Source organism: Rhodococcus sp. SMB37 (assembly GCF_004345605.1).
GTDB lineage: Bacteria > Actinomycetota > Actinomycetes > Mycobacteriales > Mycobacteriaceae > Rhodococcus.
The window spans coordinates 190,435-214,043 of record NZ_SLVY01000010.1; the positions used below are offsets into that span (position 1 = coordinate 190,435).

23 protein-coding genes are annotated in these 23,609 nt (G+C 65.7%); 9 read left to right on the forward strand and 14 right to left on the reverse strand.

The window, feature by feature from the left end; translation table 11 throughout:
- The first annotated feature begins 25 nt into the window (after positions 1-25).
- The 3 genes from EV641_RS17545 (at position 26) to EV641_RS17555 (ending at position 2,487) form a co-directional block, all read left to right on the forward strand.
- Positions 26-712 carry a TetR/AcrR family transcriptional regulator gene (locus EV641_RS17545; RefSeq protein ID WP_054719559.1) on the forward strand — a complete coding sequence of 229 codons (687 nt, stop codon included), beginning with the start codon at positions 26-28 and terminating at the stop codon, positions 710-712.
- A gap of 87 nt (positions 713-799) precedes the next feature.
- Positions 800-1,576: an SDR family oxidoreductase gene (locus EV641_RS17550; protein WP_132473365.1), complete on the forward strand. Its 777-nt coding sequence runs from the start codon at positions 800-802 to the stop codon at positions 1,574-1,576.
- The gene (locus tag EV641_RS17555; protein ID WP_054719676.1) at positions 1,573-2,487 is read left to right on the forward strand and encodes an SDR family oxidoreductase; all 915 of its coding nucleotides are present in this window, start codon (positions 1,573-1,575) and stop codon (positions 2,485-2,487) included. The genes EV641_RS17550 and EV641_RS17555 overlap by 4 nt, the downstream gene beginning before the upstream one ends.
- A gap of 105 nt (positions 2,488-2,592) precedes the next feature.
- Here EV641_RS17555 and EV641_RS17560 read toward each other — a convergent pair whose 3' ends face one another.
- The 3 genes from EV641_RS17560 to EV641_RS17570 form a co-directional block, all read right to left on the reverse strand.
- Positions 2,593-3,252, reverse strand: coding sequence for a GNAT family N-acetyltransferase (locus tag EV641_RS17560; RefSeq protein ID WP_132473367.1), 660 nt, complete (start codon positions 3,250-3,252; stop codon positions 2,593-2,595).
- 78 nt (positions 3,253-3,330) lie between these two features.
- Positions 3,331-3,804 (reverse strand): nitroreductase family deazaflavin-dependent oxidoreductase, encoded by a 474-nt coding sequence (locus EV641_RS17565; protein ID WP_054719679.1) that lies wholly within the window; start codon positions 3,802-3,804, stop codon positions 3,331-3,333.
- A 2-nt stretch (positions 3,805-3,806) separates the two neighbouring features.
- Positions 3,807-4,970, reverse strand: a complete 1,164-nt coding sequence (locus EV641_RS17570) for a steroid 3-ketoacyl-CoA thiolase (RefSeq protein WP_132473369.1) — start codon at positions 4,968-4,970, stop codon at positions 3,807-3,809.
- Between the two features lie 201 nt (positions 4,971-5,171).
- Between EV641_RS17570 and EV641_RS17575 the strand changes: the two genes are divergently transcribed.
- Positions 5,172-6,425 carry a cytochrome P450 gene (locus EV641_RS17575; RefSeq protein WP_132473371.1) on the forward strand — a complete coding sequence of 418 codons (1,254 nt, stop codon included), beginning with the start codon at positions 5,172-5,174 and terminating at the stop codon, positions 6,423-6,425.
- A gap of 15 nt (positions 6,426-6,440) precedes the next feature.
- Here the strand turns inward: EV641_RS17575 and EV641_RS17580 are convergent, their stop codons facing one another.
- The 8 genes from EV641_RS17580 to EV641_RS17615 all read right to left on the reverse strand — a co-directional run bounded on the left by EV641_RS17580 (position 6,441) and on the right by EV641_RS17615 (position 12,906).
- Positions 6,441-7,130 (reverse strand): hypothetical protein, encoded by a 690-nt coding sequence (locus tag EV641_RS17580; protein WP_132473373.1) that lies wholly within the window; start codon positions 7,128-7,130, stop codon positions 6,441-6,443.
- Complete coding sequence (locus EV641_RS17585) at positions 7,114-7,725, reverse strand: TetR/AcrR family transcriptional regulator (RefSeq protein ID WP_054718097.1); 612 nt, start codon at positions 7,723-7,725, stop codon at positions 7,114-7,116. Before EV641_RS17585 ends, EV641_RS17580 begins: the two co-directional genes overlap by 17 nt.
- Positions 7,726-7,797: 72 nt before the next feature.
- Positions 7,798-8,370 (reverse strand): nucleotidyltransferase family protein, encoded by a 573-nt coding sequence (locus EV641_RS17590; protein ID WP_132473375.1) that lies wholly within the window; start codon positions 8,368-8,370, stop codon positions 7,798-7,800.
- Between the two features lie 9 nt (positions 8,371-8,379).
- Positions 8,380-8,793 carry a nuclear transport factor 2 family protein gene (locus EV641_RS17595; protein ID WP_132473377.1) on the reverse strand — a complete coding sequence of 138 codons (414 nt, stop codon included), beginning with the start codon at positions 8,791-8,793 and terminating at the stop codon, positions 8,380-8,382.
- Positions 8,790-9,668 carry a TIGR03619 family F420-dependent LLM class oxidoreductase gene (locus EV641_RS17600; RefSeq protein ID WP_054718103.1) on the reverse strand — a complete coding sequence of 293 codons (879 nt, stop codon included), beginning with the start codon at positions 9,666-9,668 and terminating at the stop codon, positions 8,790-8,792. The genes EV641_RS17595 and EV641_RS17600 overlap by 4 nt, the downstream gene beginning before the upstream one ends.
- A 13-nt stretch (positions 9,669-9,681) precedes the next feature.
- Positions 9,682-10,857, reverse strand: coding sequence for a thiolase domain-containing protein (locus tag EV641_RS17605; protein WP_132473379.1), 1,176 nt, complete (start codon positions 10,855-10,857; stop codon positions 9,682-9,684).
- Positions 10,857-11,918, reverse strand: coding sequence for a thiolase domain-containing protein (locus tag EV641_RS17610; protein WP_132473381.1), 1,062 nt, complete (start codon positions 11,916-11,918; stop codon positions 10,857-10,859). Before EV641_RS17610 ends, EV641_RS17605 begins: the two co-directional genes overlap by 1 nt.
- A gap of 13 nt (positions 11,919-11,931) precedes the next feature.
- Positions 11,932-12,906: an OB-fold nucleic acid binding domain-containing protein gene (locus EV641_RS17615; protein ID WP_132473383.1), complete on the reverse strand. Its 975-nt coding sequence runs from the start codon at positions 12,904-12,906 to the stop codon at positions 11,932-11,934.
- Between the two features lie 90 nt (positions 12,907-12,996).
- Between EV641_RS17615 and EV641_RS17620 the strand changes: the two genes are divergently transcribed.
- Entirely contained in the window at positions 12,997-14,034 is a 1,038-nt protein-coding gene (locus EV641_RS17620; protein WP_054719293.1) for an LLM class F420-dependent oxidoreductase, read from the forward strand.
- 263 nt (positions 14,035-14,297) lie between these two features.
- A complete protein-coding gene (locus EV641_RS17625) occupies positions 14,298-15,491 on the forward strand; it encodes an IS110 family transposase (protein ID WP_132473385.1) in 1,194 nt (397 codons plus the stop codon).
- Between the two features lie 14 nt (positions 15,492-15,505).
- Here the strand turns inward: EV641_RS17625 and EV641_RS17630 are convergent, their stop codons facing one another.
- Positions 15,506-15,988 carry a GNAT family N-acetyltransferase gene (locus EV641_RS17630; RefSeq protein ID WP_054720494.1) on the reverse strand — a complete coding sequence of 161 codons (483 nt, stop codon included), beginning with the start codon at positions 15,986-15,988 and terminating at the stop codon, positions 15,506-15,508.
- A 265-nt stretch (positions 15,989-16,253) separates the two neighbouring features.
- On the opposite strand from EV641_RS17630, the gene EV641_RS17635 reads away from it, so the two are divergent.
- Complete coding sequence (locus EV641_RS17635; protein WP_132473387.1) at positions 16,254-17,210, forward strand: hypothetical protein; 957 nt, start codon at positions 16,254-16,256, stop codon at positions 17,208-17,210.
- A gap of 140 nt (positions 17,211-17,350) precedes the next feature.
- On the opposite strand, the gene EV641_RS17640 is transcribed toward EV641_RS17635, so the two are convergent.
- Entirely contained in the window at positions 17,351-18,187 is an 837-nt protein-coding gene (locus EV641_RS17640) for a crotonase/enoyl-CoA hydratase family protein (RefSeq protein ID WP_132473389.1), read from the reverse strand.
- A gap of 78 nt (positions 18,188-18,265) precedes the next feature.
- Between EV641_RS17640 and EV641_RS17645 the strand changes: the two genes are divergently transcribed.
- A complete protein-coding gene (locus EV641_RS17645; RefSeq protein WP_132473391.1) occupies positions 18,266-19,930 on the forward strand; it encodes an acyl-CoA synthetase in 1,665 nt (554 codons plus the stop codon).
- Between the two features lie 11 nt (positions 19,931-19,941).
- The gene (locus EV641_RS17650) at positions 19,942-21,054 is read left to right on the forward strand and encodes a nitronate monooxygenase family protein (protein WP_132473393.1); all 1,113 of its coding nucleotides are present in this window, start codon (positions 19,942-19,944) and stop codon (positions 21,052-21,054) included.
- A gap of 13 nt (positions 21,055-21,067) precedes the next feature.
- On the opposite strand, the gene EV641_RS17655 is transcribed toward EV641_RS17650, so the two are convergent.
- A complete protein-coding gene (locus EV641_RS17655) occupies positions 21,068-23,605 on the reverse strand; it encodes a multicopper oxidase domain-containing protein (protein ID WP_132473432.1) in 2,538 nt (845 codons plus the stop codon).
- Positions 23,606-23,609 lie beyond the last annotated feature (4 nt).

The following is a 23,609-nucleotide window of genomic DNA, read 5'->3' on the forward strand; positions in this document are numbered from 1 at the left end:
CACACCAGCAGAAGGGCCTGGCTACATGGGAAGAATCTCCGAATCGCGACCGGTTCGAGAGCGCAGTTCCGTCGCTCTGGTCGAAACCGCGGAGCGATTGTTCGCGGTGCATGGCATCGACGGTGTGTCCTTGCGCCAGATAGCCGTGGCGGCGGGTCATCGCAACCCCGCTGTCGTGCAATACCATTTCGGATCGAAGTCGGCGTTACTGCAGGCCATCCTCGAGTACCGGCTACCGGAGATAAACGCCGCGCGACTCGACATCCTCGACCGGCTCCGCCGCGACGGCCGGGACGGCGAACTGCGTGGCCTTGTCGAGTCGATGGCCCGGCCGCTACTCGATCTCGATCCGGCGAAGACTCACTACGTCGAGTTCCTCTCGCGCTTGATGGCCCATCGCGAGGAACTTCGGTCCGCATACATGGGCACCGTCTCGCATGTGTTGAGCGCGAAGATCACCGCAGGCGGGCTCAAAGCTGCGCTGACGCACTTGCCGCCGCGTTTGCTCGAGTACCGATTCTCGATGGCCACCGAACTGATGGTGCACGTCATCGCACACCAACGCGCGAACGTCCATGACGATGAGAATCACGGCCTGTCCCGAGCGGAGTTCGAGAGCGGTCTCTTCGACGCGATGGTGGGGTTGTTGTCGGCGCCGCATACCGCCGTGCCGGACGAAGAGCCGACGTCGCATCCGGACAGCCCTTCCTGATCCCGGCCCGCGGTACCGAACCAAGCGATTGCTTGGTAAGTTGGGGTCGGCTCACAGTTGGGGCCACGGAAACGACCCGGAGGCAGGATGGATCTCGGACTCGACGGCGCAGTAGTAGTCGTCACCGGCGGTGTGCGAGGAGTCGGCGCGGGCATCACCAGGGTGTTCCTCCGCGCAGGCGCGACCGTGGTGACGTGCGCGCGCAACGAGCCGGAGAACCCGATCGAGGTCGACGGCCGCACTGCGGAGTTCCTCGCGTGCGACGTCCGCGACGCCGACCAGGTCCACGCCATGGTGGCAACCATCGTCGAGCGGCACGGCCGCCTCGATGCGCTCGTCAACAATGCCGGCGGCTCCCCGTACGCCCTCGCGGCCGATGCGAGCCCGAAGTTCCACGCGAAGATCGTCGAGCTCAACCTGCTCGCGCCGCTGCTCGTCGCGCAGGCCGCGAACGCGGTCATGCAGACCCAGGACGGCGGCGGCTCGATCGTCAACATCTCGAGCGTCAGCGGGTCGCGCCCGTCGCCCGGCACCGCCGCGTACGGTGCGGCGAAGGCCGGAATCGACAGTCTCGGAGCTTCTCTCGCGGTCGAGTGGGCGCCGAAGGTGCGCGTCAACTCCGTGGTGGTGGGCATGGTGAACACCGAGCAGTCGCACCTGTTCTACGGCGACGACGCCGGTATCGCCGCGGTCGGCGCGACCGTCCCGCTGGGACGTCTGGCCGGCCCCGACGACATCGGGAACTGCGCGGCATTTCTGGCCTCACCGCTGTCGGCATACGTCAGCGGATCGACATTGACCGTCCACGGCGGCGGCGAACGCCCTGCCTACATGGCAGCGGCACAAACGAAGGAGACAAAGTGAGTGGACTGCTGGACGGACGCGTCGTCATCGTGACGGGTGCCGGGCGTGGGCTCGGACGTGCCCACGCGCTGGCCTTCGCCGCAGAGGGCGCCAAGGTCGTCGTCAACGACATCGGTGCCGGCGCCGATGGTTCCGCAACGGGAGAGAGCCCGGCGGAACAGGTCGTCGAGGAAATCCGGGCGGCCGGTGGCGAGGCTGTCGTCAACGGCGACGACGTCGCGGACTGGGCGGGCGCAGAGAACCTCATCAAGACCGCGCTCGACAACTTCGGTCGCCTCGACGTGCTCGTCAACAACGCCGGCTTCCTGCGCGACCGCATGCTCGCGAACATGAGCGAACAAGAGTGGGACGCGGTGACCCGCGTGCACCTCAAGGGTCATTTCGCGCCGATGCGGCACGCGATGACGTACTGGCGCGCAGAGTCGAAGGCCGGCAACCCGGTCGACGCCCGCATCATCAACACCAGTTCCGGTGCCGGCTTGATGGGCAGCATCGGCCAGGGCAACTACGCCGCCGCCAAGGCGGGCATCGCGACGCTGACGATCCAGGCCGCCGCCGAGTTCGGTCGCTACGGGGTCACCGTCAACGCGATCGCACCCTCCGCACGCACCCGCATGACCGTCGGTGCGGGCGGCGCTATGGCCGAGATGATGGCCGCGCCCGAAGAAGGATTCGACGCGATGGCACCCGAGAACGTCTCGCCGCTCGTCGTGTGGCTGGGCAGCAGCGAATCGAAGGACGTCACCGGCCGCGTGTTCGAGGCCGAAGGCGGCAAGGTGTCGCTGGCCGATGGCTGGCGACACGGCGAGGCAGTCGACAAGGGCGACCGCTGGGACCCGAAGGAGCTCGGACCGGTGGTCGAGAAGCTCATCGCCTCGACCGAGCCGCCGACCCCCGTCTACGGCGCCTGAGAAGCTCCCGCTCCCGGTCCGTGCCGGAGAACACCGGGCCGGGAGCGGGTTCATCACCACTGATCGGCTGTGCCCGTCACCCGCGTACGGGCCGAATGGCTGCAGTTATGCAGGTGTGCGGATGATCAGCGTCGAGCCCGGGAAGTAGGCCGCGAGTTCGGTACGGGCCTGCTTGAGCGTGGCGGTGCCGTAGCCCTGCTTGCGTGCCTCGGGACGAACCCAGATCCGCACTTCGACCTCGTTGCCGCTCAGCTCACCGAAAGCAAAACCGATCTTCCTCGGCTCGTCACCGGACAGATCTTCCGCGACGAGCCACATGCCCGACTCGTCGTCCATCAATGCCGCGCCCTTCCGCCGCTCGGTCTCCACGGCCTCGTCGCTGCCGTCGCCGAGCTGTTCGGCGCACCGTGCCTTGAGCAGTTCGGTATCGGAGGGATCCTCGCTGATCGGGCGCAAGCGGAAGTGCTCGCCGGTCGCGTACGGGCGTGAATCCGTCGTCCACTTCACGACCGCGTCGAGATCGTCCAGCTCGGCGCGGATCTTCTTGCGTTCCGCCTTCGTCAGACGGCCCAGCGGAAGTGCGAGGACGGCCTCCGCGCAGAAATCGGTGGTATCGAGCAGCGACCCGATGGCGGCGATGGCGGCAGCCCGATCGTTGCTCTCGACGATCGCGTCGAGCACCTCGTGCCGGCGTTCGAGCGCGCGCAACAGTGCGGCCGCGACTTCGCGGCGATCGAGGACCTGGTCGTGATTCGTGGTTGCCATCGCGTGACATCCCCTCTCGAGAGCATGAACAATGCGCTTACCAGTATTGCCGTTCGAGGCGCTGTGCGTCAGCCGACCTCACTCGCAGACGACCACGGGGATGACGCGATCGGTCCACGACTGGTAATTGTCGAAATCCGGATACATCGCCGTGAGTTCCGGCCAGTACCGTGCGCGTTCCGTATCCGTGGCGACGCGCGCCTTCAGCCTACGGATGTCCGACCGGATCTGGACGGTCACCTCGGGATTCGCCTGGATGTTGCGGAACCACAGCGGGTGCTTCGGCAGCCCGCCCTGGGACGCGACGAGGAGCACCTTGCCGTCGGCCTCGAGGAACAACAGGGGAGCGGTCCGTGGCTGCCCGGTCTTCCGGCCGGTGGTAGTGAGCAGGCACACCGGGATTCCCCACGGAAATGCGCTGCCCACCCGCCACTTTCCACCGAGGCGGCCACCGGTGGCCCGATACAGGGCAACGTTCACGCGCGACATCCACTTGATGATCGAGGTCGTCGCCTTCGAATCGAGCCCCTTGGGGGCCGCCTCGGTGCCCATGATCAGATGCGTTCGATGATGGTGCCCGTGGCGAGCGCGCCACCCGCACACATCGTGATCAGCGCCGTCGATGCGTCGCGCCGCTCGAGTTCGTGCAGCGCCGTCGTGATCAGCCGCGACCCGGTCGACCCGACCGGGTGACCCAGCGCGATCGCGCCGCCGTTGACGTTGACCTTGTCCATGTCGGGTCCGTGGACCTGAGCCCACGACAGCAGCACTGACGCGAAAGCTTCGTTGACCTCGAACAGATCGAGGTCGCCGATGCTCATGCCGGACTTCTCGAGCACCTTCGCCGTCGCCTGCACAGGGCCGTCGAGATGGAACTCGGGTTCGGCGCCGACCAGTGCCTGCGAGACGATGCGGGCGCGCGGCTTCAGGCCCAGCGCTTTCGCCTTGTCCTCGTCCATCAGGAGCACGGCGGCTGCGCCGTCGGAGATCTGCGACGAGGTGCCCGCGGTGTGGATGCCGCCGTCGAGCACGGGCTTCAGCTTGCCGAGGGACTCGGGCGAGGTGTCGCGCAGACCCTGGTCGCGGGTGACGGTCTGCTTCTCTCCGGTGTGATTACCTTCCTTGTCGACCACGGGGGCGACGACCTGCAGGACCTCACGTTCGAAGCGGGCTTCGTCCCACGCCTGCTTCGCGAGCTGCTGGGAGCGAACACCGAGGGCGTCGACGTCGTCGCGGGTGATGCCGCGGCGGCGGGCGATGCGTTCGGCGGCCTCGAACTGGTTCGGCATGTCGATGTTCCACGACTCGGGCCGGCGGGGTCCGGCCTGGTCGCCGACGTTCGAGCCCAGCGGAACCTGCGTCATCGCTTCGACGCCGCATGCGATCCCGGCGTCGATGGTGCCGGTTGCGATGAGGCCCGCGATCAGATGATTTGCCTGCTGCGCGGAGCCGCACTGGCAGTCGATCGTGGTGGCGCCGACCTGCCACGGGAGCCCGGCGTGCAGCCAGGCCGTGCGGGTGATGTTGTTGGACTGGGCGCCGGCCTGAGTGACGCAGCCACCGATGACCTGTTCGACGAGTGCCGGGTCGATCCCGGCCCGTTCGATCAGTCCGCTCTGCGCTGCACCGAGGATCTCGGCGGCGTGGAGACCGGAGAGCCATCCACCTCGCTTGCCGATCGGGGTGCGTGCGGCCTCGACGATGACGGGTGTGCCCACTGCGGGCTCCTTTCTGTGTGCCCTCTCGGGGCAACGTTCCTACCTCGGAAAATAGAACAGGTTATCGAGTGGTGCAAGAGGTGGTCTCGATGTTTGGAAGCACGGTTTCCTTGGCGAGTCGCGTGTGCTGTGCTTCAATGATTCTAGAACGTGTTCCACATTACAGCGCGGGTCCCGCGCAAGGGCAGGAGAGGTTCAGTGGTGGCACAGCCCAGCATCCCCGAAGGCATCGACTTCACAGATCCCGATCTTTTTGCGGAGCGCATGCCGTTCGAAGAATTCGCCGAACTGCGTAAGACGGCACCGGTCTGGTGGAACAAGAAGTCGCCGGATGTCAGCGGCTTCCACGACGAGGGCTTCTGGGTCGTGTCCCGCCACGAAGAGGTCCGCGAAGTCTCCCGCCGGAGCGATGTGTTCTCCAACTGGGAGAACACCGCCATCCCGCGGTTCAACGACGACATGCCGCGCGAGGCCATCGAGCTTCAGCGCCACGTCCTGCTCAACAAGGACGCGCCCGAGCACACGAAGCTGCGCAAGCTGGTCGCGCGTGGTTTCACGCCCCGCGCAATCAACGGTCTGCGCGACGAATTGAATTCGCGTGCAAAGAAGATCGTTGCCGAGGCATGCAAGGAGGGCGAGGGTGATTTCGTCACCCAGATCGCCGCCGAGCTGCCGCTGCAGGCCATCGCCGATCTGATCGGCGTCCCACAGGACGATCGCGCGAAGATCTTCGAGTGGTCCAACCAGATGACCGGGTACGACGATCCTGACAACACCGCCGATCCGGCAGCGGCGTCGATGGAGGTCCTCGGCTACGCGTATCAGATGGCCGCCGAGCGCAAGGCGAATCCGGCCGACGACATCGTCACCACCCTCATCGAGGCCGACATCGACGGCGACGAACTCGCGCCCGAGGAATTCGGCTTCTTCTTCATCGTGCTTGCGGTCGCAGGTAACGAGACCACCCGCAATGCCATTTCGCACGGCATGGCGGCGTTCCTCGACAATCCCGAGCAGTGGGAGACCTTCAAGCGCGATCGCCCGAAGACCGCTGCCGACGAGATCATCCGCTGGGCCACCCCGGTCATCTCGTTCCAGCGCACCGCGCTCGAGGACACCGAACTCGGTGGTCAGTCGATCAAGAAGGGCGACCGCGTCGTGATGCTGTACGCGTCGGCCAACAACGACGAAGAGGTCTTCGAGAATCCACGCGAGTTCGATATTCTCCGAGATCCTAACCCGCACCTCGCATTCGGTGGAACAGGTGCGCACTACTGCCTCGGCGCGAACCTCGCCCGCATGGAGATCGATCTGATCTTCAACGCGATTGCAGACCACATTCCGGATATCACCAAGATTTCCGATCCGCATCGGCTGCGGTCGGGGTGGCTCAACGGGATCAAGGAATTCCAGGTCGACTACAAGACGCAGGGCGGGTGCCCGGTCAAGCACTGACCTTCGTCGTCGAGGTCACGGGGTGAGTCGACGGAATTCCTGACGATCCTTGCGGTCGCGGACGACGATGCCGCGCGCCTGCAGCGTGTCGTGGATCTGTCCGGCGGTGTCGGATTCTTTGCGGGAGAGCGCAGCACGTCGGTCGCGAAGCAATGTGTGCGTCTCGTCGTCGAGGGCGGGGTCACCGTCGACCCACCGTGAGAATTCGTCTCCGTGGAGGACCTTGTCTGTCCACGGGTAGCCGTGCTCGGTGAATGCGTGGGCGACCGCGGCCTTGTCGAGGTCGCCGACGCTGCGGCGGGCGAGTTCGCGACCGGTGCCATCGGTGAGAACCAGATCTTTGTCGTCGAGATGGACCCCGGCGACCTTGGTACGCGGCACGTACAGTTCGTCGTCGTCCTGATCGAGCAGCACGCCATCGGAATCGACGGTGACAGTAAGAGATTCCCCGACGGTCATCATCGCGAGAACGGTACCTGCGACGATCCCGAGTACGGTCAGGATCGGCAGCGACCACGCGGTGGTGAGCTCCGAGAGGAGTTCGATCGGTCCGGGAACAGTCGGCAGAGTGTCGACGGCCCAGCGGCATATCGGGGGAGCGGCGAAGCCGAGTCCGACGCCGACCAGGGCGCCCGCCACCGCAACCACGGAGGGGATGGCCCAGGAGATCGAAATCTTTGTCGCATCGTCACGCATGGTCGTCATGATCAGCTCCTCGGTGTCCGGTGAGATAGCGGTGGATGACCGTCTGCATGGTGGCTACGGGTGCTACGGCGGCCGGGTTGTCTGCATAGAGAAATGCTGAATCCGTGATTGCGCGGATCCAGGTGGAGGTTGCGTCCGGGTCGAGCGAGGGGTCGATCCGGTCGTGTGCGCGACGGAGGAGGTCGCTGAGCCCTCGGCTCACAACGGCATCCGTTTCTTCGAGGATCACGGCGAGTTGTGGGTCGTGAGTGACCTGTCGAATCACCTCGATCACGAGGCCTGCGGCGAGCGGGTCGGAAGCGGGTTCGACCAGCTCGGCGACGATGTCGAGTATTGCCGCGAGAGGATTTTCGGCATCGCGATAACGCGCGATCATTTCCTTGGATTCCGGGAGATCGCGCTCGAAGATGGCGCGGAAGACTCCGCGCTTGTCGCCGAAGTAGTGGAACACTGTGCCCGAGCTGACCCCTGCGGCCTTCGCGATCGCGGTCACCGGTGTTGCGTCATAGCCGTGTTCGGCGAAGAGCGTGGCGGCAGCGTCGGTGATGGCGTTGCGGCGTTGTGCTTGAAGTTCGGGGTCTACGGTGCGGGCCATGAGAACAGGATAATAATTGATTGACTAGTAAGTCAATCAATTATTTCTGTGTGCCCGCAGGCGTGGGCGAACTCAGTTCAGCCGGTGCAGGTCGTCGACGGTGTCGATGTCGCCGGGGTCCGCGAGACCCGCGCAGTCCAGCTGCCGGACTCGGTCGCGATTGCGGGAGAGGAATGACCGGGCACCTTCGTCGCCCGCGGCCTGCTGCGCCGCCGCAACCGCGTCGACGAGGTCGAAGACGACAGGATGGCCGGGGCGGTCGCCGAAACTCGGCAGCGTCACGGTTCCGGACTCGTGCGCTGTCAGGACTGCGCGCACGAGGTCGGCGTTGATGCCGGGGAAGTCCACGACCGTCAGTGCGATCACGTCTGCGCCGGCCGCGGCATCGACCCCGCGCTGCAGCGACGTCGACATGCCGTCCTCCCACCGGGGATTGTGCACCAGGGTTGTGCCGGGCGGGCACACCGCGGCCACCTCGTCGGCGTAGGCACCGACGACCACGATCGTCTCGTCGCACCCACCTTGTTCGAGAGCGTCGACGACGGAATGCAGCAGGGGACGGCCCCGATGGGGGAGCAGGGCTTTCGCCCGTCCACCCAACCGTGAGCCGTCCCCAGCAGCAAGAACGATCCCGGTGACAGTCATGCGCCGACTCTACTGGACCGGGCGCACCGTCTTCATCGCTCGATCGACTTCCCAGAAGGCGCGCAGCGACGCGATCTTGCCTTCGTCGTTCACCCGATACACGAACACACCCTCGGCGTCGATGATGTTGCCGGCCAGCGTGGTGCGAATGGTGCCGATGTTGACGCACTCGTCGCCGCACACCAGGACATCGTCGACGAGGAACTCGAGCTTCTCGGTGTTCGCGATCGTCATGTCGTAGAACGCCGCGATCGCCTCGCGTCCGTGATGCCCCTTGCCCTCAGGATCGAACCCCGAGGGGCCCACCGGATCCTCCACGCATCCGTCCTCGGCGAACAGCGCGAGCCACTCGTCCTTGCGTCTCGCACTTGCGGCCGTCTGCGATGCGCGCGCCGCGATGCGTGCGGGGTGTTCCTCGCTCATGCTGTGCCTTTCCCGTGGATGAACTTGTCGGCGAACTTTCGTAACGATTCCTGTTTCGCTTCGAGGGGGGAATCGAATCCGTGACCGTCGAATATCCAGGGCACGACGATGATGTCGGTGACCCCCGCATCCGCGAGTTCGCCATAGCCGGACGAGCCGAACCTGTCGATGCACACCGTCTGGATCTCGAAGGGAGTGTCGCTGCGACCGTACTCGTCGCGCAGGGTGCGCAGGCGGTCGATCACCGGGACGAGATCGTCGAACTTGATCATTGCGGAGGTCCAGCCGTCGCCGGCCCGCGCGGCCCGGCGCAACGCCACGTCGGTGTGGCCACCGACGTAGAACGGCACCGGTTTGCTGGGCGCGGGGCTCATCTGCAGACGGTCGAAATCGTAGAACTCACCGTGGTGCTCGACCATCCCGCCGCCGAGGATCAGTTTCAGCACGTCGATCATCTCGTCGACCCGCTTGCCGCGCCGTGCGTAGGGAACACCGCACCACTCGAATTCTTCCGGTGCCCAGCCGATCCCGACGCCGAGCCCGAACCGGTTGTTCGTGAGGTTCGCGACCGAACCCACCTGGCGGGCGAGCAACACCGGGTTACGGGAACCGAGTTTGAGTACCTGGGTGTAGAACTCGATCGTCGACGTAGCTGCCCCCATCGCAGCTGCGGCGATGAGCGGGTCCACCCAGGGCGTCTCGGGCGTCCACATCCGTGACCCGTCCGGGGTGTACGGATAGTCGACGGTCTGCTCCTCCATGTAGAACAGCGAATCGGGCAGCGCGATCGACGAGAATCCGCACTCCTCGGCGGTCTTCGCGATCCCTGCGAGCTGATCGAGTGGCGTCATCGCGACACCGACGGTGAATTTCACCACGACGATTCTCCTAGTTGGAAGGCTTGTCCGATCCGACTACCCACATCGAGAAATACTGCGAGCCACCGCCGTACGCGTGACCGAGTGCCTTGCGTGCGCCCTCGACCTGGTGGTCGCCGGCCTTGCCCATGACCTGGATCGCGGCTTCCGCGAAGCGGATCATGCCCGACGCGCCGATCGGGTTCGACGACAGTACGCCGCCGGACATGTTGACGGGAAGCTGCCCGCCGATCGCGGTTTCCCCTGCCTCCGTGAGCTTCCACCCACCACCCTCCGGGGCAAATCCGAGGTTCTCGAGCCACATCGGCTCGAACCAGGAGAACGGGACGTAGATCTCGGCGCAGTCGATTTCGGTGAGCGGATCGGTGATCCCGGCTTGCTTCCACAGCGCTGCGGCAGCGATCCGGCCTGCTTCGGGGTTCACCTGGTCGCGGCCGGCATAGGTGGTGGGCTCGGTGCGCATCGCGGTCGCGTGGATCCACGCGACGGTGCGCCCGTCCGCCTCGGCCGCGGCAGCGCTGTCGGCGTCGCCGAGCACCACGGCGCACGCCCCGTCGGACGACGGGCACGTTTCGTCGTAGCGGATGGGATCCCACAGCATCTGCGAGGCCTGCACCTTCTCGAGGGTGATGTCGGGCTGCTTGAGGTGGGCGTACGGGTTCTTCGCGCCGTTGAGGCGGTCCTTGACGGCGACCATCGAGCCGATGTGCTCCGGTGCTCCGGAGCGGCGGATGTACGAGCGGACGTGCGGCGCGAAGTAGCCACCCGCTCCCGCGCCGACCGGCATCGTGAACGGCACCGGTGTGGACAGCGCCCACATCGCGTTGGATTCGGATTGTTTCTCCCACGCGACGGCGAGCACGCGACGGTGGACACCGGCCTGGACGAGGCTCGTGGCAACGTTGGCGGTCGAACCGCCGACGGATCCGGCGGTGTGCACGCGAAGCAGAGGTTTGCCGGTGGCGCCGATCGCGTCGGCCATCGCCAGTTCCGGCATCATCGCGCCCTCGAACAGGTCGGGGGCCTTCCCGATCACGACCGCGTCGATGTCGTCCCAGCCCACGTGTGCGTCGGCCATGGCTCGGTCGACAGCTTCGCGGACGAGCCCCGCCATCGAGACATCGTGCCGCTTCGCGACGTAGTGGGTCTGTCCTGTTCCGAGGACAGCCGCAGGTTGCTTCGCCATCAGTTTCGTCCCTCCAGAACGGCTACCAGATTCTGTTGCAGCACAGCGCCACCCGTCGCGTGGGCGAGTGCCCTGCCGGCCGTCCCGTCCATGATCGCCTGGGCGGCGAAGCCGATACGTTCGAGCCCACCGGAGAACATCGGGTTGCCGGTCAGCGGGCCACCCGACGGATTGATGGCAGTGTTGCCGTTCAATCCGATCTCCTCGCGCAGGATCAACTCCTGGTGGGTGAAAGGTGCGTGCAGCTCGGCGATGTCGAAGGAGGTGTCTCCACCGGTGACAGCATGAGCGACGGCACGCGCGGATGGTGCGGACGTCAGGTCGGCGGCGCCGAAGTTCGGGGAGTCGATGCGATGCTCGATCCCGGTGATCCACGCGGGGTTCTCGCACAGTTCTCGTGCGCGGTCGCCGGACGCGAGGACGATCGCGGCCGCGCCGTCGGTGACCGGCGCACAGTCGTGGGTGCGCAGCGGGTCGGCGATGTACGGCTGCGCGAGCAATTCTTCGATGGTGACATCGCCACTGATCTGGGCGTCAGGGCGGTTCTTCGCGGCGGCGCGGGCCTGCACGGCGACCTCGGCCATCTGCTCCGCGGTCCACTTGCCGGAGTCGAGCCCGATCCGCGCCTGCAGGCCGGCGAGCGACACGGAGTCGAGACCGAGCGGTGCGACGAGATACGGATCGAGCTGCAGCGACAGGGTGCGACGCAGCGTGCCTGCGGACGATTTTCCGAACCCGTACACGAGTGCGGTGTCGACCTCGCCGGTGATGAGCTTGACCCACGCTTCGTAGAGGGCCCACGCTGCGTCCATCTCGACGTGCGACTCGTTGATCGGAGGAACCGCACCGATCGCGTCGATGGCCGAGATGAACGAGAACGAGCGACCGGCGAGGTAGTCGGACGATCCGGAGCACCAGAAACCGATGTCGGACTTGGTGATTCTCAGCTTCTCGTAGAGTGCCTGGAAGCAGGGCACGAGCATTTCGACACCGTTCGTGGTGCCGTACGTTTCGCGGACGTGTGGAGCGTGCGCGAAGCCGACGACTGCAATGTCTGTCATGATTCCGCGGCTCCTAGAGGTGGTGTTTGAAGGTGTCGAAGTCGGCGTCGGGTTCGCCGGTGGGACGGAAGTACTCGATGTTCTTGAGGGTGTAGTCCCATTCCTCCTGCGGTCGCCACTTCGCTTCGACGCGCATGCCCATGCGGACGTCCGCGGCATCGCACTCGAGAATCAAGTGCAGGAACGGGATATCGGCGCCGTCGAGCAACACGTATGCCGCAACGTACGGTGGTTTGATCTGTTGGCCCATGAACGGCACGTTGACGATGCAGAACGTGGTGACGATGCCCCTGTCGGGCAACTCGACGTGTTCCTTCGTCGGAACGCCGTCGGTGGGGCTCGCACCGCGGGGCGGGACGTACACCTTGCCGCCGGGCCCTGTCCGCCCGCCGACAAGCTTGCCTTCCTTCAATCCGCGCAGGTACCACGATTCCTCGGGAGACGCCGTGTGCGTGTAGTGCAGATCGAGCGGAGTGGTGATCATGGCGACCGGGTCGGTGTCGGTACTCGAAGCGCGTGTTTCCTCGGCCTCGCCGGGCTCGAACGCAACGATGTCGTGGATGTCGCCCACTCGCTCGTCGGCCCATCGGACCCGCACCCGCATACCGGTGCTGATGTCGTCGGAGGAGGAGACGTCGACGGCGTGCAGCAACGACGAGTCCGCGCCGTCGAGCCGGATCAGAGCCCACGCGAACGGGCGGTCGAACGGCTGTCCGGGTAGCGGCTCGGGATTCCATGCCCAGCTCACCACGGTGCCGGTCTGCCCGACCTCGACGAAATCGACGAGCGGCTCGTGTGTGGTCGCGTCGAATTCCGGGGGAGGGACGAGAACTCGGCCGTCCGAACCACGTACACCGACGATCCGACCGTCGCGCAATCCGGTGACGAATGCGCCGACGGTCGGCCCGGTGGATCGGGTGTAGTCGAACTGGAGATTCAACGGGGCTCTCAGTGGCGGCTCGACGACCGCGCTCTTTCCCAGGCTCACATCTTCGAGTAGAACAGGTTCTAATGTTGCTGGCAAGAGTAGCGTGTGAACAGCGTGGTATGGCCAGTCGTCCGACCTGAAAGGCGTGCAATGAAACTGGGACTGCAACTGGGGTACTGGGGAGCGCAGCCACCCATCAACGGACCAGAACTTGTTACCGCAGCCGAAGCCGCGGGCTTCGACGCGGTCTTTGCGGCCGAGTCGTGGGGATCGGATGCCTTCACCCCGCTGTCGTGGTGGGGATCGGCAACCGCGCGAGTGCGGCTCGGTACCTCCGTCGTCCAGATCTCCGGCCGAACCCCGACGAGTTGCGCCATGCACGCACTCACCCTCGACCATCTCTCCGGTGGACGGCACATCCTCGGCCTGGGTGTGTCCGGCCCGCAGGTCGTCGAAGGCTGGTACGGGCAGCCGTTCGCGAAGCCGCTCGCCCGAACCCGTGAATACGTGTCGATCATCCGCGACGTTCTCGCGCGGAAGGAACCCGTCACCAGTGCGGGTCCTCATTATCCACTGCCGTACTCCGGGGAGGGTGCGACCGGACTCGGTAAGCCACTCAAACCCATCACGCATCCGCTCCGGTCCGATATTCCGATCTGGCTCGGCGCCGAGGGGCCGAAGAATGTCGCGCTCACCGCCGAGATCGCGGACGGGTGGCTCGCGATCTATTACTCCCCGCGTCTCGCACCGATGTACAACGAATGGCTCGACGAAGGATTCGCCCGCCCCGGAGCGCGTCGCACTCGGGAAGACTTCGAGGTCGCGGCGACCTGCCAGGTGGTGGTGACCGACGACCGTGGCGCCACGATCGCCGGGATGAAGCCGGTCACGGCGCTCTACGTCGGCGGGATGGGTGCGCCCGAGTTGAACTTCCACGCACAGGTCTACCGTCGTATGGGCTACGGCGACGTGGTCGACGAGGTCACCGAATTGTTCCGTGCCGGCCGTAAAGACGAGGCGGCTGCAGCGATCCCCGACGACATGGTCACCGAGACGATGATCGTCGGCAACCACGACGAGGTGCGCGAGGGAGTGAAGCGTTGGGAAGACGCGGGAGTGACGATGCTCCTGGTGTCGTGCCGCGACGCCGAGCATGTGCAGTCTTTGGCCGATGTCGTCCTGACTTGATCCGACTTCACCTGACCTGCCCGTTACCTTCTTCGTAGTCCCGCACCGCGGGGCCACGGTCGCCAAGTTCGGTATGACTTCTTGCCCCTGTCTCTCGAATGATCCGGGGGGTGGTGTCGCCGAACCTGGTGGCGTCGATGGACCGCTGATAGGGACACGGCCGACTGGGCGCCTCGAGCACCAGGAAGGTCTCTTCGTAACGTGGGTGCCGGGTATCGACGTCGGATCGGTGACCGTCCGGAGCGGAACGAAAGGCACGCTTCATGGACCCGACCTACGCCGTGTTCTGCGGCATCGACGTGGGCAAAGGCGAACACCACGCCGTCGGACTCGACCCCGCCGGCACCCGCCTGTTCGACAAAGCCCTGCCCAACGACGAGACCAAACTCCGCGCCGTGTTCGACCGCCTGGCCGAGCATGGTCCGGTGCTGGTGATCGTCGATCAGCCGAACACGATCGGCGCGCTGCCGGTCACCGTCGCCCGCGACTGTGGCCATGCCGTGGCGTACCTGCCGGGGCTCACGATGCGCCGCGTCGCCGACCTCTACCCCGGCCAGGCCAAAACCGATGCCCGAGATGCGTTCATCATCGCCGACACCGCCCGCACGATGCCGCACACGCTGCGCCGGGTCGATGTCGGCGACGAGGCCCTGGCCGAGCTCGGGGTCCTCGTCGGATTCGACGACGACCTCGCCGGCGAGGCCACCCGAATCAGCAACCGCATCCGCGGATTGCTCACCGGCATCCACCCCGCCCTCGAACGCGTCCTCGGCCCCAGGATCGCGCATCCGGCCGTGCTCGAAATCATGTCGAAGTACGGTGGACCGGTCGGCATCCGCAAGGCCGGCAAGCGCCGGCTCACCTCCCTCGCGACCAAGCACGCCCCACGGATAGGCACCCGACTGGCAGAGGAGATCCTCACTGCCCTGGATGCACAAACCGTGACGGTTCCGGGCAGCAACGCCGCCGAGATCGTCCTGCCGAAACTGGCCGACTCGTTGAAAGAAGTTGTGCACCAGCGCAGGAGCATCGCCGACGACGTCGAGAGGATGCTCGACGACCACCCTCTTTCCCCGGTCCTGATGTCGATGCCCGGCATCGGCGTCAGGACCGCAGCTCGCATCCTGCTAGAGGTCGGCGACGGTTCGGCGTTCGCGTCTGCGGCGCACCTGGCCGCCTACGCTGGTATCGCACCGGTGACCCACCGCTCCGGCTCGTCGATCCGCGGTGAGCATCCCGCTCGGTCGGGGAACCGCAAACTCAAACGGGCGTTGTTCCTGTCCGCGTTCGCCGCGTTGCACGACCCGACCAGCCGTGCCTACTACGACCGCAAACGGGCCGAAGGTAAGAAACACAACGCCGCCCTGATCTGCCTCGCACGGCGACGTTGCGACGTGCTCTACGCGATGCTCAAGAACAAAACCTTCTACCGGTCACCAACCGCAGAAGCGGCGTGAGCGCAGACCACGCGTTACTGGCGCACTCGTTTGGCCAGGTGGACCAGCGCATAGCCACGTGGAGTCGGAGTGCGGTGCGTCTCCTGATACCCGAATCGGGAGTACAGCCGCAGGTTGCCGAGGCTGTGCTCACCCGTGAACAGTTGCAGATCGGCGACCTGCTCAGGTAGTCGCTCTTCCACCAGCTCGAGCAGTCGACTACCCCGGCCCTGACCCTGCATGTCCGGAGCCACGACCAGCCGCCCCAACTCCGCGGTCCGGGGATCCGCCGAGATTCGATACACGCGCACGGCAGCGACGAGACGCCGGGCTTCATCGCGCAATCCGAACGCGGTCACGTCGGGCCGCGCCAACTCGATCACCAACTCGTCGAAGGACTGCGTCAACGGAGGAAGACTCAAGTCGTTGTGAGCCTGCGCCTCAGTCACATACGCAGCCCGCTGCAACGTCAGCAGCTCACCCGCGTCACCACTCGACAGCGTCACAACCGTTTCCATGCGTGTCGACTATTCCAGGCCCAGCCGGATCGCACTTCAGTGGCGTCCTCCGCGTGGTTGACACCGACATAGGGACACCCCCCACATTCTGAGCGAATGAATCCTTCGTCTCGATCAAGAGACGCAGTGTGCCATTCGTTCGGCGGGACGGCGTGGGTCCGAGCTGAGATTCGATTATCCACAGGTCCGGGATCCATCCACAGATTCGGCGATACGAACAAATCCGGGGAGCAGACCGGGTGTGAATGCTGCACCGTGGCTGTCCATGAGACGAGGAGAGTGGGCGGAAGACCCGGAGGCACTACTGAAGATCGCGGACCGCGGAATAGTCGCCGATGCCGCGCTGCGCCGGATCGGAGTGTCCGGGTCGGCAATACATCTGCGGTGCAAGCCGGGAGGCCCCTGGCAGCGCGTGTTGCCAGGGATCCTCTACCTACGCAACGGGTCCCTGTCACCTCGGCAGCGTGCGACGGCAGCGCTGGAATACGGCGGACGCGATGCGATGCTGACGGGCCGCGCGGCCCTGCGTGAGTACGGATTCGACCATGCGACTCAGGAAACGCACCTGCTCCTCCCCGCCGAGCGGCGCAAACAATCGAAAGGTTTCGTCGTCGTCGAGCGCACCCATCGCCTTCCGGAGCCGGTTGTTCGCCAGCGGCTCCGGTGTGCGCCACTCGTCCGTGCGGCTCTCGATGCTGCACGTCGGTGCACCACTCTGGATTCGTCACGCGCATTGATAGCGGAGGTCGTGCAGAGCGGGAAAGTGACGGTGCCGGCGCTACTCGAGGAATTGGAGGACGGCAGTGACCGAGGCTCAGCCCTGCCTCGGAAGGTGCTTCGCGAAGTTGCGGCGAATGTTCATTCCGTCCCGGAGGTGAAGGCGCGTGAACTGTGGTTGCGCAGCGGCCTGCCCGAGATGCACTTCAATTCCGACCTGGTGGACGCTGCCGGCAACTTCATCGGGCGACCGGACGGCTGGATCGACGACGTCGCGCTGGCCTGGGAAATCGATTCGCTCGCATGGCATTTGTCGCCGGTCGACTACAAGCGCACTGTCGAACGGCGTGCTCGGATGCAAAGCGCCGGGATAATCGTCTTGTCGACTGTGCCGAGCGCCCTCCGCGACGCTCCCAGCAGGGTATTGGAGGAACTCCGGCGGCACTACGAGCTCGCGGCGTCGCGTCCGCGACCCGATGTTCGGCTCCTTCCTCCGGCGAATTGAGGGCCCACTCCGAACGAATGGCGCACTGCGTCTCTTGATCGAGACGAAGGATTCATTCGCTCGGAGGGGGAAGGAGGGGGACAGGGGAGGAGGGGCAGGGGGGTGGAGTGGCGTGGGGAACCGAGAAGGCGTGACGGAGGTCAGGAGCCGGTGAACTTCGGGGACCGCTTCTCGACGAAGGCGCGGGGGCCTTCCTTCGCGTCGGCGCTCTTGAATACGGCTGCACCGAGTTCGGCGTCGATGCGGAACGCCTCCACTTCGTGGAGTCCCTCGGAGCGGCGGATGGTCTCGAGGATCGCCTGCACCGCGACCGGCCCGTTGGCGGAAATCGCCTCGGCGATCTCGAGGGCCTTGTCGAGGGCTCGGCCGTCCTCGACGACGTGTCCGATGAGCCCGATCTCCTTGGCTTCGGGTGCTTTCAGGTGACGACCGGTGAGCAGGATGTCGGCGGCGATCGTGTACGGGATCTGACGGACGAGGCGTACTGCCGAGCCGCCGAGCGGGAAGAGCCCCCACTTCGCCTCGGACACACCGAATTTTGCGCTCTCGCCGGCGACACGAATGTCGGTGGCCTGGAGGATCTCGGTACCGCCTGCGATGGCGGGCCCCTCGACTGCCGCGATGAGGGGCTTCTTCAGTCGGCGCCCCTTGAGCAGCGCGGGCAGCCGCGACAGGTCCCAGCTCCCACCTTCGAACTTGTCGCCGGGTGCGGACTTGTTCATGTCCTTGAGATCGGCACCCGCGCAGAATGCTCCGCCCGCTCCGGTGAGGATCGCGACACGGATATCGGGATCGTTGTCGACGCGGTCCCACGCCTCGGTCATGATCGCCATCATCTCGCCCGACAGGGCGTTTCGTGCTTCCGGACGATTCATCGTGACGATCAGGGTGTGCCCGCGTTGCTCGACGAGGCAGTGCGGAGCGCGCTCCGAAATGTCCGAGGTTCCGGTAGCGCCGGTGGAGGCGGTAGTGGACACTGAAAACTCCTGAAGTGTTGTGAACTGGATCTCAATCCGGGTCTTGTCAGAAACGATAACACGTTCTATTTTGATGGCGTGGCCCTAAATATCGCAGACCTCGTAGAGCACGCCATCGACCTCGTCCCCGACCGCGTCGCACTCGCGTCGGACGGTCGCGAACTCACCTATGCGCAGCTGGAGGACCGAACCAACCGTCTCGGTCACTACCTGCAGAAACAGGGAGTCAAACCCGGCGACAAGGTGGGCATCTACTCGCGCAACACGATCGAGGCCGTCGAGGCGATGATCGCGGTGTTCAAGATCCGGGCGGTGGTGGTCAACATCAACTTCCGGTACGTCGAGAACGAGTTGCAGCACATCTTCGAGGACTCGGACATGGTGGCGCTGGTTCACGAGCGCAGATACGCCGACAAGGTCGCAAACGTGCTGCCGACGACACCGCTCGTGAAGACGACGCTCGTCGTCGATGACGAGAGCGGGCTGGACTACTCCGGCTACGGCGGGGTCGACTACGAGCAGGCGCTCGCACAGAGCTCACCGGAGCGCGACTTCGAAGAACGCAGCCCGGACGACCTGTACATGCTCTACACGGGCGGCACCACCGGAAAGCCCAAGGGCGTGATGTGGCGGCAGGAAGACGTGTGGCGCGTCCTCGGCGGCGGCATCAACTTCCTCACCGGTGAGTACGTGGCCGACGAATGGGAACTCGCCCGGACCGGCGCCGAGAATCCGGTCATGGTGCGTTTCCCGATCCCGCCGATGATCCACGGCGGCGCACAGTGGGCGCTGTTGCAGGCGCTGTTCGGCGGCGGCAAGCTGATCATGCACCCCGAGTTCGACGGCCACGACACGCTCCGTGTCATCGAGGAACACAAGGTCAACGTCATCTTCATCACCGGCGATGCGATGGGCCGTCCCATGATCGATGCCCTCGAACAGGGAAACCCGAAAACCGGCAAGCCTTACGACCTCTCGTCGATGTATTTCATGGGATCCAGTGCCGCGCTCTTTTCCCCGGCGCTCAAGGAACGGTTCCTCGAGCTGCTTCCGAACTGCATGATCACCGACTCCATCGGCTCGTCGGAGACCGGCTTCTCCGGAATCGGAGTCGTCGAAAAGGGGCAGGCGCACGTCGGTGCCCCCACCGTCAAGATCGACGCGTCCACCGACGTGATCGACGAGGACGGCACCCCACTGCAGCCGGGTGACGGCAAGGTGGGGTTGCTCGCCCGCAAGGGGCATATCCCGATCGGGTACTACAACGACGAAGCCAAGACGAAGGCGACGTTCCGCGAATACAACGGCGTGCGGTACTCCATCCCCGGCGACTATGCGCAGATCGAGGCCGACGGCACCGTGACGATGCTCGGCCGCGGTTCGGCGTCGATCAACAGCGGTGGCGAGAAGATCTACCCCGAAGAGGTCGAGGCCGCACTCAAGGGGCACCCCGACGTGTTCGACGTTCTCGTCGTCGGCGTCCCCGACGAGCGATTCGGCCAGCGCGTCGCGGCGGTCGTCGCCGCGCGACCGGGCAGTCGTCCCGCCCTCGCCGAACTCGTCGAGAACGCCCGCGCGTCGATTGCCGGATACAAGGTGCCGCGGAGCATCTGGTTCGTCGACGAGGTCAAGCGTTCACCGGCGGGCAAGCCCGACTACCGCTGGGCCAAGGAACAATCCGAATCTCGGCCGGCCGACGACATCTACAGCAACGGCACTGCCGCCACCGCCGCGACAGGATAGTAGGAACCCACATGCAGACCGATCTCAGCAAGAAGTTCGGTATCGAATACCCGATCTTCGGGTTCACACCGTCAGAGCACGTCGCGGCGGCGATCAGCAGGGCCGGTGGCCTCGGAGTGCTGGGCTGTGTCCGGTTCAACGATCCCGAAGAACTCGACGCGGTCCTCACATGGATGGACGAGAACACCGACGGCAAGCCGTATGGCGTCGACATCGTGATGCCCGCCAAGGTGCCCACCGAGGGCACCGCCGTCGACCTGGACAGCCTCATTCCGGCGGAGCACCGCGCGTTCGTCGACCGCACCCTCACGGAGCTGGGAGTTCCGCCCCTCGGTGACGACGCGGAACACGCCACCGGCGTGCTGGGTTGGCTGCATTCGGTCGCGCGTTCCCACGTCGACGTGGCGCTCGCGCATCGCCCTGCGCTCATAGCCAATGCTCTCGGGTCGCCGCCGAAGGACGTCATCGATCTGGCGCACGAGAAAGGTGTGCCGGTCGCCGCCCTGGCCGGCGCTGTCGAGCATGCGAGACGACACGTGGAGAACGGCGTCGACATCGTCATCGCCCAGGGCTACGAGGCAGGTGGCCACACCGGTGAGGTTGCGTCGATGGTGTTGTGGCCGGAGATCGTCGATGCCATAGGCGATTCCGCTGCGGTTCTCGCTGCGGGCGGCGTCGGGTCGGGTCGGCAGGTCGCGGCAGCGCTCGCACTCGGTGCCTCCGGCGTGTGGATGGGGTCGTACTGGCTCACCACCGCCGAGTACAAGCTCGGCTCTGCAGCGGGCGGGCCGTCATCGATCCAGCGGGCTCTGCTCGGTGCGAGCTCGTCCGACACCGTCCGCTCGCGTATCTACTCCGGCAAACCGGCTCGGCTGCTCAAGACGAAGTGGACCGAGGCGTGGTCGAAGCCCGACGCGCCGTCGCCATTGCCCATGCCGTTGCAGAACATCCTCGTCAGTGAAGCGCACCAACGTATCTCTGCGGGGAACGATCCGGAGGTCGTGGCGATGCCGGTCGGGCAGATCGTCGGGCGGATGAACGAAATACGCCCCGTCGCGGAGATCATGGCCGAACTCGTCGACGGTTACGACAAGGCGGTCGAGAAGCTGAATCGGGCGAGATAGGACGAACGGCCCGTCATTCCTCTCGTACCTCGACGACACCGTGTGCACCGCGCTCGGCATCGATCATCGAGTGCGAGACGAACGGATAGCGTCCCGGCTCGGGGAATTCCAGTTCGACGAACCCTCCCTGGGCCGGGAACAATCCGAGCGTCTGGCTTCCGCCGGTGCCGGGGCGCAGTCGGTAGTCGCCCTCCGACCAGACGGTGTCGAACTGCCCGCCGACGATGTGGAACGCCGAACCGTGGTTCGGTCCCGCGGCGAGCAACCAGATACGGACGCGTTCACCGACCCTCGCGCTCAATGGATCGTGGTCGTATTGGTTCGCATGTCCGTTGAACACCACGAGATCCGGCTCGTCTGCGACGACCTTGTCGGCGTCGGCCTCACCACCCTCGGGGCCCAGATACAGCTCCGACTGCACCAAGACGTACTCGCGGTCGACGGGTGGCAGTTCGGGTGGGTCGATGATGACCGCACCGAACATCCCGTTCGCAATGTGCAGCGACATCGGCATCGTCGAGCAGTGATACATCCAGATTCCCGCGCGGGTCGCGGTGAACCGGTAGACGAGCGACTCACCCGGCTCGATGGTGCGCATCGGCTCGTTCGGGGCCAGCGAACCTGCGTGGAAGTCGATGGAGTGACCGATGGTCCCGTCGTTGACGAGGGTGACCTCGAAGACGTCACCGACCTTCCCGCGCAGTGTGGGACCGGGAGCGGTGCCACCGAAGGTCCACAGACGCTGCGTGATTCCGGGTGCGACCTCACGTTGCTCGTCTGTTGCGGTCAGAGTGATCCGATGATCTGCCGATGCTTCCGGCGCGACCGGATCGTGCACGACGAAGCCGGCACCGGGGTGCGCGCTGAGGCTCCGCGACACGTCGGATGAGGTGAGAGACATTGTTTCCGCGCCGGACTCGTGTTCGGCGTGGGCCAGGTCGTCGACGACACCCGCAGGCTGCACGGTGAGCGTCATCCCCATCTGGCGGTGTCCGGCTACGGAGCACCACCCGTCGAGTTGTCCTCCGACGAGTCCGACGTCGAGCGTTGTGGTCTCACCCGGATCGATGCGACCGGTGCGGGCCCCGTTGGCGACGACGAGGTCGTGGCGATCGGTGCCGGTGTTCACCAGGGTGACCACCAGACGATCTCCCACAGGCACGTCGAGTACATCGGGTACGAACCGCATGCCCTCGATGCGCACTTCGATTTCTGTGGTGTGCCCACTCGCCGTCACGTCTCCGGCATCGGTGGTGGAAAATCCCGCGGCGGCCGGATCGGCCACGACGCCGGCTGCTGCGGCGAGGACGACGACGCCCAGGCCTGCCGCAGCGACCCCGAGGCGTCTGCGGACCGCAACGGGTTCGGGACGACCCGGTTTCGACGGCATCCCACGCATCCGCCGAGCGACCAGGACCGCGCGGACAGCCAATGGGAGGAAGGACGCGAACGCGACCAGGACCAGCACCGAACTCGCCACCCGCACGAGGCTCGGCACCGGCAGGACACACAGCAGTAGGCCCGTATTGGCGACCGACAGACGCCACGGTGCGCCGCGCTCGAGTTCGGCCATCGCGCCCTGCACCGCGGCGCGACCGCCGATGACGACAGGAACGAGATAGGTGAGGGCGCCGAGCAACACCTGGACGAGGAACCCGGCCAGCAGCGCCGCGGTCACCGCCCCCGCTGCCTCGGCTGCCTCCAGAGTGGTCGACGACATTGCCAGTCCCACCGCGAGGTAGGCAAGCGAGCCGAACAGCCACACGACGCCCGCGAGCACCGACAGCGTCGCGAAATCGGCGGGATGCTTGCGGCGGATCTCGTCGAGGTGTGGTTCGAGGACGTAGACCGCGGCTGCGAGATACCCGAAGGTTCCCGCTGCCGTGACGAGAGGCATGCCGCCGATCGCCCCGGCGACCCCCACCACGAGAGCGACCAGTAACGCCGGGAGCCCACGTCGGGCCGCGGGTTCGACGCGCTGCGCCATTCGGGTCCGCAGCATCGTCGGCCACAGGGTCACGAGGGTGCCCAGCACCGTCAACCCCACCCAGCCCAGGAGATTGACGGCCGCATGACCGAGCACGAGCCGTTCGTGTAGTTCGCTGGGCAATCCGGAATTCGCCATGGCGACACCGATCCCCGCACCTATCGGCAGCATGGCGGCCGCAGCGATGTAGTAGCGCACGGTATGCCCGAACCGGGAGGGCAGCGCCGTTCGCAGACGCCGCAGCAACGTGGTGCCGTGCCATCCGGCTACGCCGGCAACGACACACCCACCGACCAGTACCGCGGGCCACCATCCGGTCACCATGCCGGCAACCACCGCGACTGCGCCGGTGTTGAACGTGATCAGTCGCGCGGTCTCGGCGCGACGGGCACCGCCGGCGGGCCGCCGGAGCAGGGCATCGGTGAAATGCCCGCTCCAGATCAGGATCGCGTTGCTTGCGGCTCCGAGGCCGAGTAGATGCACGAGGAGCCAACCGGATTGCGGAATCCACCTGTGTGCGACAGACGCCACGACCAGCGCCGCGAACCAGGCGGCGACCACCATGCCG

Bases quoted from the DNA above. Each gene is read 5' to 3' on its own strand.
- EV641_RS17545 (WP_054719559.1), top strand. From the start codon at position 26: ATGGGAAGAATCTCCGAATCGCGACCGGTTCGAGAGCGCAGTTCCGTC.
- EV641_RS17550 (WP_132473365.1), top strand. From the start codon at position 800: ATGGATCTCGGACTCGACGGCGCAGTAGTAGTCGTCACCGGCGGTGTG.
- EV641_RS17560 (WP_132473367.1), bottom strand. From the start codon at position 3,252: ATGGCAACCACGAATCACGACCAGGTCCTCGATCGCCGCGAAGTCGCG.
- EV641_RS17565 (WP_054719679.1), bottom strand. From the start codon at position 3,804: ATGGGCACCGAGGCGGCCCCCAAGGGGCTCGATTCGAAGGCGACGACC.
- EV641_RS17580 (WP_132473373.1), bottom strand. From the start codon at position 7,130: ATGACGACCATGCGTGACGATGCGACAAAGATTTCGATCTCCTGGGCC.
- EV641_RS17585 (WP_054718097.1), bottom strand. From the start codon at position 7,725: ATGGCCCGCACCGTAGACCCCGAACTTCAAGCACAACGCCGCAACGCC.
- EV641_RS17590 (WP_132473375.1), bottom strand. From the start codon at position 8,370: ATGACTGTCACCGGGATCGTTCTTGCTGCTGGGGACGGCTCACGGTTG.
- EV641_RS17595 (WP_132473377.1), bottom strand. From the start codon at position 8,793: ATGAGCGAGGAACACCCCGCACGCATCGCGGCGCGCGCATCGCAGACG.
- EV641_RS17605 (WP_132473379.1), bottom strand. From the start codon at position 10,857: ATGGCGAAGCAACCTGCGGCTGTCCTCGGAACAGGACAGACCCACTAC.
- EV641_RS17610 (WP_132473381.1), bottom strand. From the start codon at position 11,918: ATGACAGACATTGCAGTCGTCGGCTTCGCGCACGCTCCACACGTCCGC.
- EV641_RS17620 (WP_054719293.1), top strand. From the start codon at position 12,997: ATGAAACTGGGACTGCAACTGGGGTACTGGGGAGCGCAGCCACCCATC.
- EV641_RS17625 (WP_132473385.1), top strand. From the start codon at position 14,298: ATGGACCCGACCTACGCCGTGTTCTGCGGCATCGACGTGGGCAAAGGC.
- EV641_RS17630 (WP_054720494.1), bottom strand. From the start codon at position 15,988: ATGGAAACGGTTGTGACGCTGTCGAGTGGTGACGCGGGTGAGCTGCTG.
- EV641_RS17635 (WP_132473387.1), top strand. From the start codon at position 16,254: ATGAGACGAGGAGAGTGGGCGGAAGACCCGGAGGCACTACTGAAGATC.
- EV641_RS17650 (WP_132473393.1), top strand. From the start codon at position 19,942: ATGCAGACCGATCTCAGCAAGAAGTTCGGTATCGAATACCCGATCTTC.
- EV641_RS17655 (WP_132473432.1), bottom strand. From the start codon at position 23,605: ATGGTGGTCGCCGCCTGGTTCGCGGCGCTGGTCGTGGCGTCTGTCGCA.